We start from the raw sequence: 20341 nt of genomic DNA, 5'->3' as shown, positions 1-20341 counted from the left end.
CGGCCTTTTTATTTAATTGTAAACAATCGTCTTCGCAGTATTGGTAAAGGTATTACCACTAAACTGGTTATCAAAAGGGGCAACATCCTGCATGGTGCGCGATGGATAGCGGTTTACATCAAACTTACCGGCCCAGTCCTTGTTTTTACTATCGCCAACTAAAATACCTACCTCTGCATTGGTTATTTTATTGTTTTTAACCGTGCAGCCGCTTGCCGCGATGTAAAAACCTGTCACATCTTTACCTTTAGCCATTCCGTACATTAACCGGATAGCGGTTTGGATACCGCTGATGCTGTTATTGGTAATAGTGTGTCCGGTACCGTTTACACGGATACCGCCGATGCCTCCTTTAAAGGTATTACCATCAACCAGGCAATCATGCCCGCCGCGCATCACCAGCTCGCCCTGGCAATCTTCAAAATAATTATTAAGGTATTTGTTACCCGTGCTTTTGTTGCTGATCACCTCTGGCTCACCATCACAATGGATAAAGGTATTATTTTGCACGGTGGCGTTAGGTATCATATTACCTAATAAGATCGGGTCCTGCCCTATCTGCACGCACTCGCCGCCGTTATAAATGGGCCAGGTAACTTTGGGTTTATCTTTAAAAGTGTTTTTCTCGATCAGGGTATATTTAGGACAATCTTGTTTGGTAACCTTTACCTGCACCTCCATGTTATCTACATCGCTAATAAAACTGCAATGGTCTACCTGGTTATGTTCACCATAACCCGATATCACCACAATAGGCATAAACTGCGTTTTCGCGGTATTTTGAGTAAAAAAACAATTGGTAAGACGGCAGTTTTTGGTATTAAAAAACTCTATCAGCACAGCATTTGTACCATCTTTTTTAAACAGGTTACAGCCTTTAAAAGTAAAGCCGTCCAGCACAATATTGTTGCCCGTAATGTTGAAAATATGGGTGTAAACATCCTGGGTAAAGGTTACCTTATCTTTGGCTTCCGCCTTAATGGTAATGGGCTGCTTTTCGGTACCCGATACTGCAACATTCAGCGACAGGTTGCTGTACGTGCCTTCGGCAATAACAATGGCGTCGCCGGGTTTTACCTGTGCGGTGGCGGCGTCAAATTGTTGCTGGTTGTGCACAACATAATCCTTACAAAATGCCGTACTTACAGTGGTGGCTATTATCAAACCGGTCAAAAAAATGCTTTTCATAGTCTGTTTGGTTTATCAGGTTTTAACGTTTGGTGCTGCGCAGTAAAGCCTCTAAGTAATAGTAGTCGGCGTAATTGATCGGTACATCAATTTCGCTTTTGGCCGGGCGGTGCCCGGTGCTGTGCAGCAAAATAAAGCCTGCGTTTTGCCCTACAGGCGATAAGTAGGCGTTACTGCTGAGGCTGCTTAATATCTTATCGGCTTTTTGTTTGTAATCATTGCCTTTGCTGTAACCTGCCAGCTCGTATAATGCCGAAGCAGTAATGGCTGCAGCCGATGCATCGCGCGATACATTTGGGATCTGCGGATCACTGTAATCCCAGTAAGGCACCAGGTCTTTAGGCATGGTTGGATTGCTGAAGATAAATTTAGCGATATGCTGCGCCTGCTCCAGGTATTTTTTATTGTGCGTTTCGCGATAGCACATGGTATAGCCATATAGACCCCAGGCCTGCCCACGTGCCCATGCCGACTCGTCGGCGTAACCCTGGTGGGTTTGCTTTTTGAGCACGGCACCGGTTTCAGGGTCGTAATCAACCACATGGTACGAGCTATAGTCGGCACGGAAGTGGTTCTTCATCGTATGATCGGCATGCGATATCGCGATCTTATAAAACGATGAATCGCCGGTTAAACGGGTGGCTTTAAATAACAATTCCAAATTCATCATGTTATCAATGATCACTGGGTTTTTCCATTGGTCGGCATTATGGTCCCACGAGCGGATAACGCCTGTTTTTGGATTAAAACGGGTACTTAGCGATTTGGCAGCTTGTATCAATACCTTTTTATAGGCTTCGTTGTTAGTTGCACGGTAAGCATTGCCTACGCTGCAATTGATCATAAAACCCAGGTCGTGCGTGCCTTTGTTATACTGTTCTTTTTCAATTTTAGCGGTGTATTTCTCGGCTTCGTTTTTCCATTTTTGATCGTGGGTGTAGTCGTATAAAAACCATAACTCGCCGGGGAAGAAACCGCTTGTCCAATCGCTCGATTTTACCAGTTTAAACTTACCGTTCTCAAACGTACGCGGCGAAACCTTGTTGCCGGCGGTATCGGCTGTTGGTATCTGGCTCAGCATATAAGTTGTTTGATTGGCCGCGTTTTCAAATTGTTTTTTTACGTCAACTTTTTGAGCCGAGGCTGATAAGATGGTAGCTAAGCAGGTTGCGGTGGCTAAAAGGTAATTCCGGGTGCGCATGGTTATTATTTATTATAGTTGTTAATGGTAAGCATCTCGTAAAACCGCGAAGGCGCTAAGTGTTTCTTTGCAACTTAGCGCCTGTGCGTGCTTAATTATTTAGGCCCTGTGGGCTGTTTTATTTTATTCAATAGTAATTGCCAGTTATCGTTGGTATTTCCATCCGACAGTTGTTTTACAACAGGTAAATAACTTTTATCAAAATAGCATGCCTGCGATAACACGTAGACGGCTGTTTTAGGGTTAAAGTTTTTTACCTGGTAACCCTTCTCGCCGTTTTGCGCACGTGCCCTGTCGAACTTAGATTTGCTATTGGCAAATTCGGCGTGGGTTAACTGGCCGGTAACATAAGGTATCATAAAATCTACCGATCGTTTAATGGAAGATTTGGTGTATGATTCTTCGTTAAAATAATTTTTCCCGGTGGCGCGATAGATCGTAGTGATCGCGCTTAACAAAGGCTCAAGTGTATAAATATGGTAGTGAAAGGCATCGCGCTCTATATAATCATGACTGGTACCATCCGGAAACAGATCGACACCCAATTGAGCCATTAGTTCTTTCGGGATATCCTTATCATATTTTTTGGTGTGGATGGTATAGGCTATCAGGGTAATGATCTTGATGCGGTGTGAGTTCCAGTTGTTAATGGCCGTGCCTTTGCCCGGCTTCGCGTGGTCGCTGTTCAGTTCACCATCGGCAATGCTGTCCAGCCATTTATCAATGCTTTTGCGGGCATCGGGTTCAACCTGGTCGCGCAGCATATCGTAACCTGTAAACAAAGCTTCCAGCTTGGTTTCATCTATCGGATCGCCGGTTGATTGATTGGTTTTTGCCCAGGCCAGCAAATATTCCTGCGCTTTGCCTAAGTATTTTTTATCGCCACCCACACGGTACACCAATGCCAGTGCATAAATTTTATCAGCATCGCGCACGGCTTTTAAACTGGCTACCTTATCGGGATCGCCTTCCAGATGGCCTTCGGATAATATTTTAACGATCGGATTAGGCGCTTCACCCATGGCCGCATCGGCAGCATCCTGGAAAGAGCCGTATATTTTTTTTGCAGCCGCATCAGTTTTGATGGTTTGCTTCAGCAGATCGACCTCGGTATTTGAAAGGCCGACGTATTGTGCTTTCGCGAAAGCAAACAAACCGGTAAACGCTATCAGTAATACTATCTTTTTCATAAGTGCGCAGAAGTAGAATCGGTTAGCTCAAAATTATTTTCCAGTATAATATGATCGGACGAATCGCCTATCATTACCTTAAATTGCCCCGGCTCGGTGGTCCATTTCATAGCCTGGTCGTAAAACGACATTTTTTCTTTATCGATAGTAAAAGTTAACTGCCTGCTTTCGCCCGGCTTTAAATAAACTTTCTGAAAGCCTTTCAACTCTTTTATCGGGCGGGTTATACTGGCAACCATATCGCGTAAGTACAACTGCACAACCTCGGCACCGGCATATTTGCCTGTGTTTTTAATATTACAGGTAACCGTTAATGTTTCGCCGGGATTGATCTTTTCTTTACTGAATTTAAGATCAGTTAGCGCAAAGGTGGTATAGCTTAACCCGTAGCCAAATGCAAATTTCGGTGTATTCGGCAGGTCAATGTAAGCCGATTTATACAATACATCCCTGGCGTTGAGCAGCGGGCGACCCGTGTTTTTCTGGTTATAATAAAGCGGCAGCTGACCTTCGGCACGGGGGAACGACATGGGTAATTTACCAGATGGGTTGTAATCGCCAAAAAGCACGTTGGCCATGGCGTTACCCGCCTCGCTACCCAGCCACCAGGTATATAATATAGCGTTGGCGTTGTTAGCCGTCCAGTTAAAGATCAACGGGCGACCCGCCATCACCAATACAATTACCGGTTTACCGGTAGCCTTAATAGCTTTGATCAGTTTTTCCTGCCCACCGGGCAAATGTATGTTCGACCGGCTTTTGGCTTCGCCGCTCATGTCATAAGTTTCGCCAACGGCCATTACCACCACATCCGCGTTTTTGGCAGCATTTACAGCTTCGGCAAAACCGGTTTCCTGCTCATCGTTGATGTTGCAGCCTTTGGCGTAAATGAGTTTTGTTTGTTTGGATAGTTTATTCTCGAGGCCCTCGTACAACGAAACCAAATGATCGTTATCCCATTTTACCGACCAAAATCCCATCATATCGATGTTTGATTTAGCCAGCGGACCAATTACGGCTATCGAGCCAATGTTTTTTGAAAGCGGCAACAGCTGCTTCTCGTTTTTTAGCAAAACGATGCTTTTTTCGGCAACCTCGCGGGCTGCTTTTTTGTTTGCCGGATCGGCCAGTACTTTGGCCTCGCGGGCAGGGTCGCTAAAACGGTAAGGATCGTCAAACAAACCCAGCTCAAATTTTTTGCGGAGCACGCGCCTAACGGCATCGTTCACCAGGTCGATGGATACTTTACCATCATTTACCAGCGTAACCAGGTTATCAATATAGCTATGGCTTTCCATATCCATATCGCTGCCAGCGGTTATAGCTAATCTGGCAGCTTCCGATTTATTTTTGGCAAACCCGTGAGCCACCATTTCGCCTATAGAGCCCCAATCGCTTACCACAAAACCCTGGAAATTCCATTTACCTTTTAAAATATCGCGCTGCAGGTAAGCATTGCCCGTTGCCGGGATGCCGTTCAGTTCGTTAAACGAGTTCATAAAGGTAGCGGCACCGGCATCAAGCGCGGCTTTAAACGGAGGCAGGTAAACTTCCCAAAGCTGGCGGTCGCTCATATCAACAGCATTGTATTCGCGGCCGGCAACACCTGCGCCATAAGCAGCAAAGTGTTTAACGCAAGCCATTATCGCATCAACATTACCCAACCCATCACCCTGAAAGCCTTTTACCCTTGCGGTAGCAATGCACGAACCCAAATACGTATCCTCGCCTGCGCCTTCCATCACACGGCCCCAGCGCGCATCGCGCGAAATATCAACCATGGGGGCAAAGGTCCAGTGTATGCCCGATGCTGCTGCCTCGGTAGCCGCGGTACGGGCCGAAAGGCGGATCGCATCCAAATCCCAGCTGGCAGCTTCGGCCAAAGGAATAGGGAAGGTAGTCCGGTAACCGTGGATCACATCCAAACCAAATAATAAGGGGATCTTTAAGCGCGATTGTAGCGCCAGTGCCTGTACATCGCGGGTATCTTTAACACCGCGTACATTAAGCATTGAGCCTACACGCCCGGCTTTAATATCTTCGGTTTTAGTGCTGTTAGGAGACAACGGACCTGTTGCCAGGCGATCGCCTGTATATTGGTTTAACTGGCCCACTTTTTCCTCTAATGTCATTTTCGACATCAGGGCATCTATCTTATTTTCTATTTCGGCTGCGCTATTTTTATTTTGTGCAAAAGCCGGGTAGCCAAAGTATACGAAACAAAACAGGGCCAATAACCTTTTTTTTAACATGTGAAGTATTATTTATCCGCACCTCGCTTTGCCTGAGCATTGTAAAGTGCCGACTGTAATTGAACAGGGAATACTATCCCCCATTTAAAATTTATTTGGATTACAGTTAAGTAAAAATATTTTTAAAAGATGAGTTATGATTGTACTTTAACAGCTAACTGTTAAGTTTAATTTACATGCTGCTCATCTTTATTTTAGGGTAAAAAAACATGCTGCTATAATATTATAGCAGCATGTTAAGTATGTTGTTACGGTGCCGGGAAGAAAAACGGTACTGCAGCGGTACTGCCGCTTAATACATCGATCACTCCATTGGTGGCCAGCAAATCGCTCACGTTAACATTCACACTTGTATTCAACACAATTGGGTAATCCAGTTGCGAAGTAACCGTGTTGGCATTAGATACGTGTACCTTCATTGTTGAATTTGGGTTAGGATTATAAACTGATCCGCTTGCCACAGGCGCCAAAAACGTTGTAGGGTTGGTTGTATACACCCCTGCAGGCGCCAGTGTTTGTATCTCGGTATCTTTAGTTACCGGCAAATTACGATGGGTGTACGAACCTAACAAAATAAGGTACGACAGGTAGTTCTTCACATCGGCTTTTGAATAGCTTTGCCATTTGGTGCCTACAGCCGTGCCATTTTTGTATTTAGCCCAGAGCTGACCGGTTATTACCGTATTTTGCAGGAAAATATAGGTACGGTTCGGCTTAGTGTATTCGTTGGTATCGATACCCGAATAGATGATCCCATCGTACATACGGCGAAAAATGGTATCGCTTGGCGATGCGTTTTGATAAGCGCGGCCCTTTAAATAAGCCCAGGCTGTTTTGTAAACGTGCGCGTCAAGGGTATCATCGGTTGCGCGGTTATAGTCTTTTTGCAGACTTAAACCCGCCAGTGAGCAGCTGGATATCATTGTGCCGATACCCAGAAATGCAATTACTATTATTGAAATTATTTTGATTCTTTTCATGGCTATTTAATTAATATCCCGGGTTTTGTTTTAATAACTTATTAGCGTTGAGCGCGCTTTGACTAACCGGCCAGTAATAACGGTTTGGCGCATCAACAAAGCCTTTGGTATCAAGCACAACAGTTGTGGTACTACCTACCGTTGTAACTGTGCCGTTGCGGAAGTTTAAAATAGGATCCATGATCTGGTGTACACGGCCGGTACGTACCAATACGAACCAACGTTTCCCTTCTCCCAACAATTCGTATTTCGATTCGTTCAGGATAGCATCGATCATAGAAGCCGAAGTGGTATATGCTGTGGGAGGTATAGCTGTGGTATTGGGGGTAGTTGCCTGGTACCTTGCACGCTGATAAACATAGTTTAAATAAGTAAGTGCGCTTGGCAGGTTGCCCAGTTCGGCGTAAGCCTCGGCCATTGAAAGGTAAACATCGGCTAACCTGTACATTGGTACGTAAACATTATAGTTGGCATTGGCAGCCGCGGGCGTAATACCAGCAGTGGTTGGTGTTAAGTTGTAATATTTATACAACATGTTGATGTGGTTAAGGGTATTTACAGTATCTATACTTTTTGATACACGCACATCTGTTTTATAAAACCGTTTAAAATCAGCCTGGAAAAATGGGTCTAACTGTACACTGTTATTGCTTGTACCCACAAAAACAGGGATACATGCGCAACCGTTAACCGTATAATCCCAATAGATGCTCCATATCGGCTCGACGGAGTTAGCCGGCGTGAGGAAGTTGTTCTTCCAGTTGGCACCGGTTTCAAGCGCTCCGATAGGCACTGTAGCAGTAGTAGTACCATTGTAACCGCTACCTGTTGGCGTTTTAGCTTTAAGCAGGTTGTTGTACCAGGTTAACGCATTGTTCCAATCGGTTGCGCCGCCGCCGCCACCTGTAGGAATGGTTGCGCGCCACATGTATACATCGGCAGTAATGGCACAAATGGCGGCCTCGTTCATGTACCAAACGGTAGGCGTTTGACCTTTCTGAATCAGGTTATAGGCCTTTTGCAGATCAGGCAGGATCAACGAATCGATAATGGTTAAAGCCTTGGTGCGTGGCTTGCTGCCCGAGGCAAGAATATCGGTGTAAGGCTCGGTCCAAACCGGTGCATCACCCCATAACCTTACTATGTAAAAATAGCTTTCGGCACGCATGGCATAGGCCTGGGCCAAAGAGTTGTTTACTGTTGTTTGGGTAAGGTTAATATCGGTTTGTAAAACATCCTGGTAATGAGCCAAACCCAGGTTACAACGGGTAATAACCCGGTACAAGCCGGCCCAGTCGGTTGCCTGGTTACCAAACTCAATGGTGTTGTTTGCCATCTCGTTAACACTGTAAGTAGCGTAAGTTGAGCCTCTAAAGGTTTCGGTACGTGCATCGCCCCAAAAGTGATATCTGCCACCGGTACCTTCGTCAGAGCCCGAGCCTGTACCTTCCATTTCTTCCTGGAAAGCCGAGTAAATACCCGCCAAACTTGCTGTGATATCTTTACCGTTTTTAAAGTAATTGTCAACCTCAACCCCGCTTGGCGGTTCGAGCGATATATTCTTTTTACAGCTGCCCACAACTGCGGCCAGGCCAAAAAGCGATGCAAAAATTAATATTTTATTTGTTTTCATAATCTTAAAATCTTTGTTGTTAAAACCCGATGTTTACACCTATACCCAACTCACGGCGACGTGGATATTTACCGTTATCAAAGCCTGGTTGTAAGAAATTGCTCGTGGTAAACTCCGGATCGTACCAGCTGTAGTTTGTCCAGGTAGCCAGGTTATTACCATACACGTAAACATTAAAGGTTTGTATTTTAGCCTTGCTCAATAAGCTTTTTGGCAGATTATAGGTTAGCTTAGCGCTGGTAAGCCTGATAAATGAACCGTTTTCGAGATACAAGCTATTTTCGCCGTTAGCGATAGAACCATAAGTATCTTTAACACCACCGTTAAGGTTTGGATAGATGGCATCATCACCAGGGTGAATCCATGAGCCATAAATGGCAGCCACCGTTGGCGGCGTGTAGTTTGACGACTCAAGGTTCAAACCATTAGCGATAGAATTATAGATCTTGTTACCGAAAGACGCGTTGAACGTAACGTTCAATGTAAAGCCTTTGTAGCTAAAGAAGTTGGTGATACCCCAAAATACTTTGGGTATACCGTTACCCAAAACCTGGCGGTCGTTTTCATCAATAACACCGTCGTTGTTTGTATCCTGCCAAATGGTAGCGCCACCGTTAAGCACTTTGCCATTACGTGTCATTTGCCTGATAGTGCCGCTGTACGAAGAACCATCTGGCTCCAGGTAACCTGTTGCAGTGGTACCGGTGGCATTAACACCAACCGGGGTTAACCTGTTACCGGCTGCATCATAAGCGTTTGATACATCATAACGATAAACGCCCAAATTTTTAAGCAGGTAAAAATCGCCGATATGGCCGCCCTGGGTAACCAGGTATGATCCCTGGATGGCAGTAGCTGTTGAGGCAAGCGAGGTAATTACCGCAGCATCCTGGAAGGTAATGTTTCCATTGATGTTCCACGAAAAATCTTTTTTCGCTAACGGGGTACCGCTTACTGTTAACTCAAAACCGTGATTCTTAATATTTCCTAAATTGATCGCTCCTGATTTAAGGCCGGTTTCTTCGGGTAATATCTGTGCCGAAAGCAAACCATTTGTTTTTTTGATGTAATACTCAGGCGTAACGGTTAACCTACCGTTAAACATGGTTAGATCCAGACCAAAGTTTTGTGTTTCTGTTTGCTCCCAGTGCAGGGTTGGGTTACCAAGGCTGGCACTTACATAAGCACCGTTGTTACCAAAGTACGAACCGCTGTTGTTAGGCACTGTACCGGCACCGAAGTTTAATAAGCTCAGGTACAAAAAGTCGTTACGCAGGTTATCATTACCCAGTGTACCAATGCTGTAACGCAATTTGGCATCATCAAGCCATTTTTTTGACCAGGCCATAAAAGGCTCGGCCGAAAAACGCCATGCCGCGCCCGCTGCGCCAAAGTTACCAAACTGGTTAACAGGACCGAACCTTGAAGAACCGTCGCGGCGGAAAGTACCGTTTACAATGTATTTATCTTTATAGCTGTACTGTGCACGGGCAAAAACAGATTCGGTTGCGTAAAGTGATGAAACATAGGTGTTGGTGCTGTTGCTGGTTGCCAAAAGATCGGCAGCTGTTGATACCCTTACGTCTTCGCTCAGATAGTTTTGCAAACCTATGTTAAAACCGTTAGTCTTATGGTGATCACGGCTATAACCCAATACGGCGGTGATGCTATGATCTTTACCAAACTTTTTGTTGTAGTTTAAATAAGCCTGGATCTCATAAGCCAGTTTGTTCTCAGTACTGCTCGAACCACTATTTGGCCCTAACGCTCCTGAAGTTATAGACAATGGGATGAAGGTTTCGGTACCATTAACATCCATACGGGCGTTAAATGATGTGGTGAATTTAAGATCCTTTGTTAACTGATAGCTGCCTGTGATATTATCCTGGATGATGTAATTGGTTGGGTTGTTTTCTGCATACAGCGCAAAGGCCACCGGGTTACGTTTTGATTCGACATAACCGGCCATTGAACCATCCGGTCGATATAACGACACCCACGGATTACGTTGAAATACGGTACTGGCCGTGTTGCCAACGTCAACCCTGTTACCGGTAACATAGCCGAGAGAGATGTGATTGGTGATCTTAAATTTATCCGAAGCCTGGAAATCGGTATTAAAAATTGTTGTAAAGTTTTGCGCATAACTGTTGATAATGATCGAACGATCGTTATAATAGTTAAAGCCCAGGTAATACAATACTGATTTTGAACCACCGCTAACAGTGAGGTTGATATTATCCTTATTACCTGTACGGTAAAGCAGGTCCTGGTACTCATTATCCTGGTTGTCAAAAACTGATACCGAATCGGGGTTAACCGCAGCACCGGCGCCCGCACCCCCACCTTCAATACGGCGGTAGTAGGTAATATCCCTTGGCGACGTGGTTTGCAATTTGTGAGCCAGCTTGCCAAATAAATGGAAATAGTTAGCAGTTACCTTTACTTTACCATCCTTACCGGCTTTTGTGCTGATAATAATAACGCCATTTGCACCCCGTACACCATAGATCGCGGCTGATGCGGCATCTTTTAAAACTTCGATAGTTTGAATATCCTGTGGGTTGAGGAAGCTGGCATCATCATTCAGCACACCATCAATCACATACAGCGGACCGTTGCCACCACTTAAGGTTGAAGCGCCGCGCACCTGTACGCTACCTTGCGAAAGCGGGTCGCCGCCATCGGTAACTACCTGCGCACCGGCTATCTGGCCTTCCAGCGCGTCGGCTAAGCTAAGCGGCTGGCGCTCTTGTATCTGCTTGGCACTTACACTTCCTATTGAACCTGCCAGGTCGCTTTTAGTAACGGTTTGACCATAACCGGTTACAATAACCTCGCTCAGGTTGGTAGAGTTATCTTCCAGTTTAACATTGATCACGGTGCGGCTGCCAACTACTTCTTCTTTAGGCAGGAGGCCAATGTAACTGATCACTAATACCGCTTGCGCATTAGGCACGCTGATGGTATACTTACCGTTAACATCGGTAACGGTACCAACCGCGGTACCTTTTAATTTAACTGTGGCACCAATTACAGTTTCGTTTTTACCATCGGTAATAGTGCCGGTAACTTTAATGGAGCCCTGGGCATACACGGATGCCGAAAATATCAACAGCAAAACGGGGATCATCAATAGCAGCCGCATTGCTGCCGATATTGATGTTTTGCCGGATGTAGAATTTTGAGTACAATTTCTTTCCATATTAGTAAATTTTAATTAGGACGTTAGGTATTTAACTGGTTAAATGGACACTGGTTATTTGATAAATATGATTTGGTTAATATTTATCAATAATTATAATATCCATTAGTGTTTGTTGGTTACGGCGCTGCATACAGACGCAGCAGGCGCGCCAGGGGAATCTTTTTTTTCATGAAATTTGGTTTAAAAAATGGTTAATTAGTTAATTGGTTAAGAACACTCGGATATTAAAAATACAGTTGGTTTATATAGCCAAATTGGCGCAGTCGGCTTCGCAATTACCCGGATTTTTACCCGGTTTTGCGTTAACCGATTTGTAAATGTAAAGTACATTTTATGGCAAATGCAAGTAAAAAAACGTGGGTTTTGAGCATTTTTAAAACGTATCATTTTTTTTGATACGCTTTAAATTTATTGCGTTTACACAGCGTATTTGCATAAAAAATCTATAAAACGTATCAAAGTACGGGCACGCAAAAAAAATTACGATACGGTAAAAACACAATGCATTTTTTTGTAACTTTTTTGATTTTTTTTTGAAAAATCAGGACAGCAAAGGATAGTTGATTGCGAAAATGATAACGGGCCGGTAGTGGTGCGAACCCGTATTTCCGGATGGTTAAACAGCGCCTTGTTTTAACCTGTAGTTTATTGAGGTTTGTTGTGAAATGCTGTAAGGTTAAACGCTGAGTTTGCCGGATAAAATATCGCCCGGAGCAGCAATTAATATTGGCAAAAAATAAAAATGTACATCATACAATTAATGGGTCCGTATGGTACTTGGTGGCGATACAAAATCCGGTAACACGCCCTCCCGAAATGTACGGTCTCAGGTTTATTACTTAATAAATAAACTTAGAGTCCGTAATCCGTTTACTGATCCTGCTTTTCGTGATGCTCCAGCACCAGTTTGCTCCAGCCTTGTTCGCCGGCGTTTTTAAGTTCCCTTTTACGCTCTTCCATCACCTTTTTTATCTTACCACCGTACGACCAGCAGGTGCTTTGCCGTATAGACAGCATTTCCGACAGTTTATGCGATGATATGTTCCCCTTTGATGAGTAAATAAGGAACAGCATATAAAAGCTTTTATTAATGGGTATTTTAGAGTTTTGGAAAAGCGTATTGGCAATAACCGACTCATCATACCGGCATTTGGTGCACCTGCGGCTATAAGGTAAAAATCCCGCAAGGTAATTGGTATTACCGCATTTTTTGCAGGCGTAACCTTTTTCCCACTTTAATTCGGACAGGAACTTGAAACAGGCTTCCCTATCGGGATAGATCTTGCTGAACTCGCTAAAGTCAACATCTTGCGACATCACACGCGCCCTGGTCACCTTTTCGATGTTAACATGGAGTTCCTGGTTATCCATCTCCAATAAAACGTTCATCCGCGATATATTTTCGGCCTGCTCTTTCAGTAACAGGTTCATTGATGAGAGTTCCTGGTTTTGTTTTTCTATCACTCCGGCCTTTTCAACCAGTTCTTCGGTACGTTGCGCTACCAGCGAGCTTAATTCTTTATTCAGCGTATCTTTCAGCTCTTCGTTGATCTGCAACTGCCTGATCATCCGCTTATGCACATGATCCTTCTTTTTGCGCAAATGCCGTATACTATCACCTATCGCAAAGGATACCAGTATCATCTCGATCACAAAGCAAAAGCTTAAACTGTAGTGGGTAACGGGCCCATAAGGCAGCCAGGGTACGTTTAAAAATAACAGTATTTTAATGGTAAAGCCTGTCAGTAAAAAGGTATAGCCAACAACATAAAATCTGGCGGGGCCAAAGCCGCGCTTTAATACATAAAAACCGCAGTAATAAGCAAACAACAGTGGTACGGCTTCTAATATTTTATAGCTAAACAGTTGCCGGTTAAACAGGCACACTACAAAAAAGCCGCAACCGGCTATAATAAGCCCTATCACAATTTTATACAGGTTTGGTGCTTTGGTACGCAGGTACAAAAAGTTAATGGTAAACAATAACCCAAAAACCGTACTTAAAAATAACGATACCCCTACAGCATATTCGTTCCAATTGGGTTGGTTGGGCCATACGTATTGAAAAGCGATACCATCGCTGCACATTTCGTAAAAACCTACACCCAGGTTATACAATACGTAATACAGGTACTGGCTTTTGCGAATGGCAAAATACATGAGCAGGTTATACAGGCTGAAAATGATAACCATGCCATAAAACAGACCAAAAATGAGATACTCATCAAGTGCGTACTCAATAAACCGATGGATATCGCGCAATACAATGATCACATTAGCAGCTTGGGTTGATGATAGCTTGACGTAGTAGGTTTGCACCGAGTCGGAGTTATTAACCAGGTCTACCGTGAAATTTTTATGTCTGTATTCCCTCTTTACAAAGTTGTACTTGTTGCCAAACTGATAGATCTGGTATTGTTTATTACCCAAAGGGGCGTACAGGTTGATATCGTTAATGGTCTGGTCGAAAAACTCAAGTATCCAGTGCTTACGCGATTCGCGGTTTTGCTTAATGCGGATCTTATACCAGTAAACAGATCTGTCGTTATAATATTTAGGCGTGTAGGTTTGGCTTTTTTGAAACCGGGCGCTTATTTCCGGCTTACGGATATCGTTAAAGGTCAATGTCCGGTCAGGGTCTTCCAGGTATTCGATCTCGCCATACGAAAAGATGTGCTGGGGCACCGCATCGTCAATCTTAACTACGTTTTGAGCCTTCAACTGGCTGGCGAACATCATGAACAAAAACAATGTAAAGAGGCTTTTACCAAGCATTACTTTTTCATGATTTCTGTTTAAAAAATTCATCATATGCATTTTCAGAAAAACGCCCGGTTTCAGCGGGCTATAATTGGTCAGTTATTGGTTCTATCGTACAAACCGGTTGCAATGGTTTATCGTTTAGCTTGCAATTGTACTAAATATACACAATTAAAGTGATTTTTGCTAATCATTCAGTCAAATTTTCATAATCAATCCACCTGATAATGAGGCACAACCAGTTCTAATCTTCTCCGGCCAAAGCTGTAACAGCCTGTAAAAACCAGGCCGCATGCGGTATCCATTGCTCTGTCCAGCGCCACTCATTTCCCTCGGCACTGGTTTTAAAATCAATACCGCTTCCGTCAGCGTTACCATCCTTACCTGTAATACCGTTTGATATGCCGCCCCGTTGTGAGCCATGCCCAAAACTGGAGCTCATATACGGCACATTGTTGCGGCCAAAGCCATACATCAAACACATATCATAGGGGTTACAGCCCAGTATCCACGATAACTGCTGCGATGCAAATGCCGACAGCTGTCTTTGCTCAATATGATCTGCATATACCAACTGCCCGCCAATAACAGCCGCCGTTGCCAGCGAACCCAGCCGGGCATCTTCGCCCTGCCACCACCAGCCGGTTTCGTTATCGTGCGGGATAAAAAATCCATCCTTAACCTGGCCCTTATAATTAAACGTTTGCCTGGCATAACCAAACGGGTTGGCAACCTTATTGGTGATGGTGAGGTTATAATCCAGCGCCTGTTTAATAACGTTTAAAGCCATTTGTCGCTGTGTTGAATCGTTTTCCGTTTCAGCATACCTTGCAAGCGCTATAACCGGCAATCCGGCGTCGCTGGCGTGCCAGTACGGCCTGCCCCCGTCGTTCGCTAAAAAGTATCCCGATGGTGTAATGCGTTGTTCAAGCTTTCTCGCGCGTTTACGTGCTTCAGTGGCATATTGCTGATCATTAGTGACTACCCATAATTCGGCCGCGGCCATCAGGGCGCAGTAATCATCAATGATGTTTTCCCTACCGTCGTCATCGTACCGGGTATTGTTGATGAGCAAATGTGCAAATGCCCTTTTAGCAGCATCAAGGTATTGCGCCTGGGTGTATTCGCCATGTGTTTTCCATTGGCTTATCCGTGCCAGTGCTGCAATTGCCATGCCCCCGCCCTCGCGAAAAGCGCATTGATACTCGTTAGTAGTTACGCTGTTGGCATGTAAACCCACTACGCGGCGGGCATTGGGATCTTTATTAAAATAGCTGAACACGATCATGTAAAAATAATCGTCTCGGCTCAGGCAGCGCATCATATAGTCGGCTCCCCAAAAAGCTTCCTCGCGTATCGAATCCATAACGCCAAGCTTATTGAGCAGTTTGGGCAGCTTTTCGGCGGTGTTGATGAGCGACCAGGTAACCAGTGGCGTTTGCTGTGGCGACATGTAATTGGCATAAGCCAGGTGCGAAAAATATTTACTTACATCGCCCGAGGCATCGCACCACCCACCATGCAGATCGACGGTTTTATCGCTGCCGTACAACAGCAGCTTACGGTCAGCCGCTAACTCTGCCGGGGTATTTGCGCGCTGATTACGGTAATAATGCAGGATGGCCGGGATCGTCAATTTAGCCAAAGCCTGATCGTCTATTTTAAATTCGGCGGATAAATACTTTTTACCGGATATCTCTATTTGTAATTTGTATCGGCCAGTTAAACTGAAATATGAAAAATCAGCCCGGTAAAACACCTTGCCCGGTGCCCATTCCTCAATTTTTTGCGCTGCACCAAGCTTACCGGTAAACTCAACTTTATTGGTTTGGGTGTTGACGACATTGAATTGCGAGGCATGCTCACCCGGCTCTAAACTAACAACCGCTATTTTAGGGCTATGCGAATCAAAGCCAACCTGGTTAATATAAATAACCGGTTCGGCAAAGCAACTCAAACTGAGTATTGCCAACATAACTGCCAAACCGGTTTTACTTACTTTCATTTTGATGCGGCCCAGAATATGGCGTTCTTAAATATCAGTTTATAAACTTCATCGTTAAACAGATCGGGCGAATGCCCCATAAAAATGTACACATTACGGGCCGCAAAATGCGGGTTGCTCCATATCACCGGATGATCGCCCATCTTTACCTCAGAGTTTGGTGCATAGGTCGACTCATCCACGCTGGCTATCACGTGCACATTGGGCCTCGGACTTTTATCATAACTATACCATTCTTCTTTTTTGATGGTGAATGATGCCGGCACGCCTTTCATTACAGGGTGTTGCTTATCTTCCACATTCACTTTACCATCCGCAAAACCGGGGATATAATTTTTAAACCTGATACCACCCATAAAGCCCCAAAACCATTGCCACATCGGGTAACCATCGAACTCACCCAACAAAGTAGCGTGGTGAAAGCCTATCCAGCCGCCCCGGCCTTCGGTTATGTATTTTTGAAAAGCGGCAACGGCTTTCTCTTTCCAGGCATAAGGCGCGTAGTCAAGCTGGATGACTAATTGGTATTTACTAAGATAATCATCGTCTATACTGTCGGTTTTGGTGGTATAATCGATAATAAAATTATTATCGGCGGCCAGCTTGTTTAACCATACCATAGCCACTTTTGAATAGGCCAGGTGATGCCCACCGTTTTCGTACAGGGCCAGCACCTTAAACTTAGGTGCAGCCATGCCCGCTACGCAAAAAAGAATCAGTAAAGTGAAAAATAGTACTGTTTTTCTCATTTACCCTGCAAAAATTGAATACTTTTTAAGTTAAACCCTCCCGTATCAGCAGTTAATTTCAATACGTTTATACCAGCATTCAGGCTTACATCTTTTAATTCCACGGTCTGCCAGGTTTGCTCGCTTCCGGAGTTAGGTACACTTATGCTTTCACCAAACCGTACACCATCCCGCGAAAGCGAAAGCCAGCCGCTTGCTGTGTTTGATGCGATGGCGAACTTCAGGGTATAAGTACCCTTCTTTTTCACATTCACGGTATATTGCAGCCACTCACCATCTTCAATATTGAAAACGTGGTAACCATCGGCATCCTTTTCAATATCAACACCATCGTTACGGTAAGCGTGCCCGCGGTTGCCCTGTGTTTTTACGCCCGGTGTATACTGGTAGCTGCTGGTGTCTTTATCATAATAAGCCACGCGCTGCCTGCCTAAATCATAGTCAATTGCATTGATCGTTGTATTGGCTGTAATGACATTAGCTTTAAATGGTTTGGCTTTCGCCGATTGCACCTGCCTGAACATGGCATCCGTTACATCCTTGTGGTATACATTGTTTTCGAGTTTAATATTCTCAAGCAACTGGTTTAAGATCACATTAGCTTCTGCTTCGGTTGGCTTTGGCCCTTTGCCCCCCATATAATCTAAAAACTGCTGGTAATTGGCCGGTTGCTTGATCTCGAGCGGGTTATTGATGCCCATCTTTTTCAACTGCCACCAGCTCCAGCCAATGTTATGGCTTTCAACCAAACCGATAGCTTCGGTAAACCAGGTGTTGGAGTTCTCGCCCGATTCGCCCATCCATAGCGGGATATTGTACTGATCACTCAGATCAAGAAAGTGCTTTATCGAACCATCGGTATTAAAATTGCCATATTTATGGAAGCTCAGCACCATATTGTTATCCCACTGTGGCAAAAGGCCGTTATAGTTGTTACCGAAGCCATTACCCTCAATAATGATGATATGTTTTTTATCCACTTCGCGGATGGCTTTGGTTACATCCATCATTAACTTTTTAAGCGGAGCATTGGTTTTTTCGGCAGTGCCCCTGATGTCTTTCGGGTCGTCAAAGCCCCAGTTAGGCTCGTTGATGATATCGTATCCACCTATATAGGGCTGGTTGGCGTAACGCTCGGCCAGTTTTCGCCATAAGGCGATCATTTTTTGCTGATTGGCTTCGCTTTGCCATAAAGATGGTTTTGAAGGATCACGGTCGGATATCGGCAGATCATTACCTTCGCCACCCGGACAGGCATGCAAGTCAAGTATCAGATACATTTTATTGGCGGCACACCATTTCAACAGGCTATCCGTTAGTGCAAAACCTTTTTCGAGCCAGGTATTTTGCCCGGCGACAGGTTCCTGGTCGACAGGCAAAGTGTAAAGTCCAAAATGCATCGGCAAACGGATGGAGTTAAAACCCCACGAAGCCATCGAATCAATATCAACCTTACGGGTTTCGGTAGCCAGCCATTTATCGTAAAACCGTGCAGTTTTCTCAGCGCCGATCAAACTCTGGATACCGGCCCTGATCTTATATTGCTGCCCCACATTGGATAACCTGAACATATAGCCTTCCTGCAGCATCCAGCCGCCCAGGCCCATGCCTCGCAGGATAACTTTTTGCCCCTGTTCATCCACGATCAATTTACCGCGCGCCTTTAAAAAACCCTGGCTGTTAGCTTGTATCGCCACACAGCAAAACGCCGCTGCCATTACTATTTTAAACCGGTTTAGTTTTATTACTGACATTGTTAGTCTTTATTTTACTGCCATATATAAGTACCTACTGCCCCGGCATTCAGGGTGGCGGTAGCATGTTGTACTCCGTAGCCGATGTTAAAAGTTTGTGTTGCCGAACCTGTATTGGCTACAATCATTACCTTTTTGCCATCGGGTGTTTTAAACGCCACGTTAGGTAAGCCCACTAAAACGTTAGATGCAACACGCACCGAACCCGGCCTTACAAATTTTGAGGCATGTGCCATGGCATAATAAGCCACGTTGCGGGTCACCTTATTTTTATCGATAGTTACCGCGCCCTGGCACATGGGGCAGCCGCCCCGGTCGGTATGCGGCTGGTTTTGCGGATCGGCAGCCAAATTCCACTCCAAAACGTTTTTGCACCAGTTGCGGGTAGCGCCAATAAACAAACGCTCAACCGGCGACGCCACTTTTAACCGCGAAGAATCGCGCCCATCTATCACCATTTGCTCGGTAAAATATAATCCCTTGTCGGGATGTGCATCGTGTACTTTGGTCAGCGCATCAATTTCGCCCCGGTACAGGTGAAATGCCGAACCAACGATATATTTTGCGGCCCCGGGATCATTCAGTATCGTAATGGGATAATCGGGCCTGTCGGCATTATGATCATAAATAATGATCTTGGTTTTGATACGTGCCGCCTCAAACGCCGGGCCCAGGTTATTTTTTACAAAGGCCAGCTCTTCTTCGGGCTGCAGCACCATGCTGGGGTTATTACCCGGGTGCAAAGGTTCGTTTTGCACCGTAATGGCATCAATAGTGATACCGTTGGCCTTCATGCTTTTAAGGTATTTTACCAGGTAATCGGCATAGGCTTTGTAAGCCTCGGGTTTTAAACTGCCGCCCCGGGTATCGCCATTGGTTTTCATCCACACCGGCGCCGACCATGGCGACCCCAGTATCTTGATCTTAGAATCAATATCCAGTATTTCTTTCAAAACCGGTATCACATCGTTTTTATCCGGACCAAGGTCAAATTTCTTCATCTCCGGATCTGTTTCTCCGGCAGGCAGGTCATCGTATGAAAACACATGATCGTTCAGATCAGACGCGCCGATGCTTACCCGCAAATAACTTACACCAATGCCGTTTGCCTTAGTACTAAACAACTCCTTTAACAGCGCCGATCTCGCTCCGGCATCCATGCGCATTAAATGCATGGCGCTGCCGCCTGTTAATGCAAAGCCAAACCCATCAATGGTTTGAAAGGTGCTATCCATTTTAATGGCGATGGTTGACAAGTCGCTTTTGCCTTTTTTAAATACCAGGCCATCCTTTTGCTGCGCAAACAACGCCGAACGATCTGCATTGCTAAGCCATACATCAACTTTTTGAGCATAACCGCAATAACCGGTGAAGATCAACACCACAATAAGTATCCTTTGCATATCAGCTATCCTTTTAAT

At 44.9% G+C, this 20341-nt stretch carries 12 protein-coding genes; all 12 read right to left on the bottom strand.

What is annotated here, in order from left to right; translation table 11 throughout:
* Window positions 1-12: 12 nt before the first annotated feature.
* The 12 genes from ACFGVR_RS09835 to ACFGVR_RS09780 all read right to left on the bottom strand — a co-directional run bounded on the left by ACFGVR_RS09835 (window position 13) and on the right by ACFGVR_RS09780 (window position 20323).
* Window positions 13-1188 carry a chondroitinase-B domain-containing protein gene (locus ACFGVR_RS09835; RefSeq protein ID WP_448702641.1) on the bottom strand — a complete coding sequence of 392 codons (1176 nt, stop codon included), beginning with the start codon at window positions 1186-1188 and terminating at the stop codon, window positions 13-15.
* A 22-nt stretch (window positions 1189-1210) separates the two neighbouring features.
* Entirely contained in the window at window positions 1211-2389 is a 1179-nt protein-coding gene (locus ACFGVR_RS09830) for a glycoside hydrolase family 88 protein (RefSeq protein ID WP_448702640.1), read from the bottom strand.
* Window positions 2390-2484: 95 nt separating this feature from the next.
* A complete protein-coding gene (locus tag ACFGVR_RS09825) occupies window positions 2485-3579 on the bottom strand; it encodes an alginate lyase family protein (protein ID WP_448702639.1) in 1095 nt (364 codons plus the stop codon).
* On the bottom strand, window positions 3576-5831 hold the full coding sequence (gene bglX / locus ACFGVR_RS09820; protein ID WP_448702638.1) for a beta-glucosidase BglX: 2256 nt from the start codon (window positions 5829-5831) through the stop codon (window positions 3576-3578). Before bglX ends, ACFGVR_RS09825 begins: the two co-directional genes overlap by 4 nt.
* A 248-nt stretch (window positions 5832-6079) precedes the next feature.
* Window positions 6080-6811 carry a hypothetical protein gene (locus ACFGVR_RS09815; protein ID WP_448702637.1) on the bottom strand — a complete coding sequence of 244 codons (732 nt, stop codon included), beginning with the start codon at window positions 6809-6811 and terminating at the stop codon, window positions 6080-6082.
* Between the two features lie 10 nt (window positions 6812-6821).
* The gene (locus tag ACFGVR_RS09810) at window positions 6822-8444 is read right to left on the bottom strand and encodes a RagB/SusD family nutrient uptake outer membrane protein (protein ID WP_448702636.1); all 1623 of its coding nucleotides are present in this window, start codon (window positions 8442-8444) and stop codon (window positions 6822-6824) included.
* 19 nt (window positions 8445-8463) lie between these two features.
* Window positions 8464-11649, bottom strand: coding sequence for a SusC/RagA family TonB-linked outer membrane protein (locus ACFGVR_RS09805; RefSeq protein WP_448702635.1), 3186 nt, complete (start codon window positions 11647-11649; stop codon window positions 8464-8466).
* A gap of 873 nt (window positions 11650-12522) precedes the next feature.
* Window positions 12523-14463: a 7TM diverse intracellular signaling domain-containing protein gene (locus ACFGVR_RS09800; RefSeq protein WP_448702634.1), complete on the bottom strand. Its 1941-nt coding sequence runs from the start codon at window positions 14461-14463 to the stop codon at window positions 12523-12525.
* A 193-nt stretch (window positions 14464-14656) separates the two neighbouring features.
* Window positions 14657-16387, bottom strand: a complete 1731-nt coding sequence (locus ACFGVR_RS09795) for a glycoside hydrolase family 9 protein (RefSeq protein ID WP_448702633.1) — start codon at window positions 16385-16387, stop codon at window positions 14657-14659.
* Window positions 16388-16413: 26 nt separating this feature from the next.
* A complete protein-coding gene (locus ACFGVR_RS09790; RefSeq protein ID WP_448702632.1) occupies window positions 16414-17166 on the bottom strand; it encodes a ThuA domain-containing protein in 753 nt (250 codons plus the stop codon).
* Window positions 17163-18920, bottom strand: a complete 1758-nt coding sequence (locus tag ACFGVR_RS09785; protein ID WP_448702631.1) for a cellulase family glycosylhydrolase — start codon at window positions 18918-18920, stop codon at window positions 17163-17165. Before ACFGVR_RS09785 ends, ACFGVR_RS09790 begins: the two co-directional genes overlap by 4 nt.
* Window positions 18921-18934: 14 nt before the next feature.
* Window positions 18935-20323: a glycoside hydrolase family 30 protein gene (locus ACFGVR_RS09780; protein ID WP_448702630.1), complete on the bottom strand. Its 1389-nt coding sequence runs from the start codon at window positions 20321-20323 to the stop codon at window positions 18935-18937.
* Between the last annotated feature and the right edge of the window lie 18 nt (window positions 20324-20341).

The sequence above is a fragment of the Mucilaginibacter aureus genome, assembly GCF_053514885.1.
Note: the sequence above shows the minus strand (reverse complement) of the source record. Positions and strands in the feature narration are given on the sequence as shown.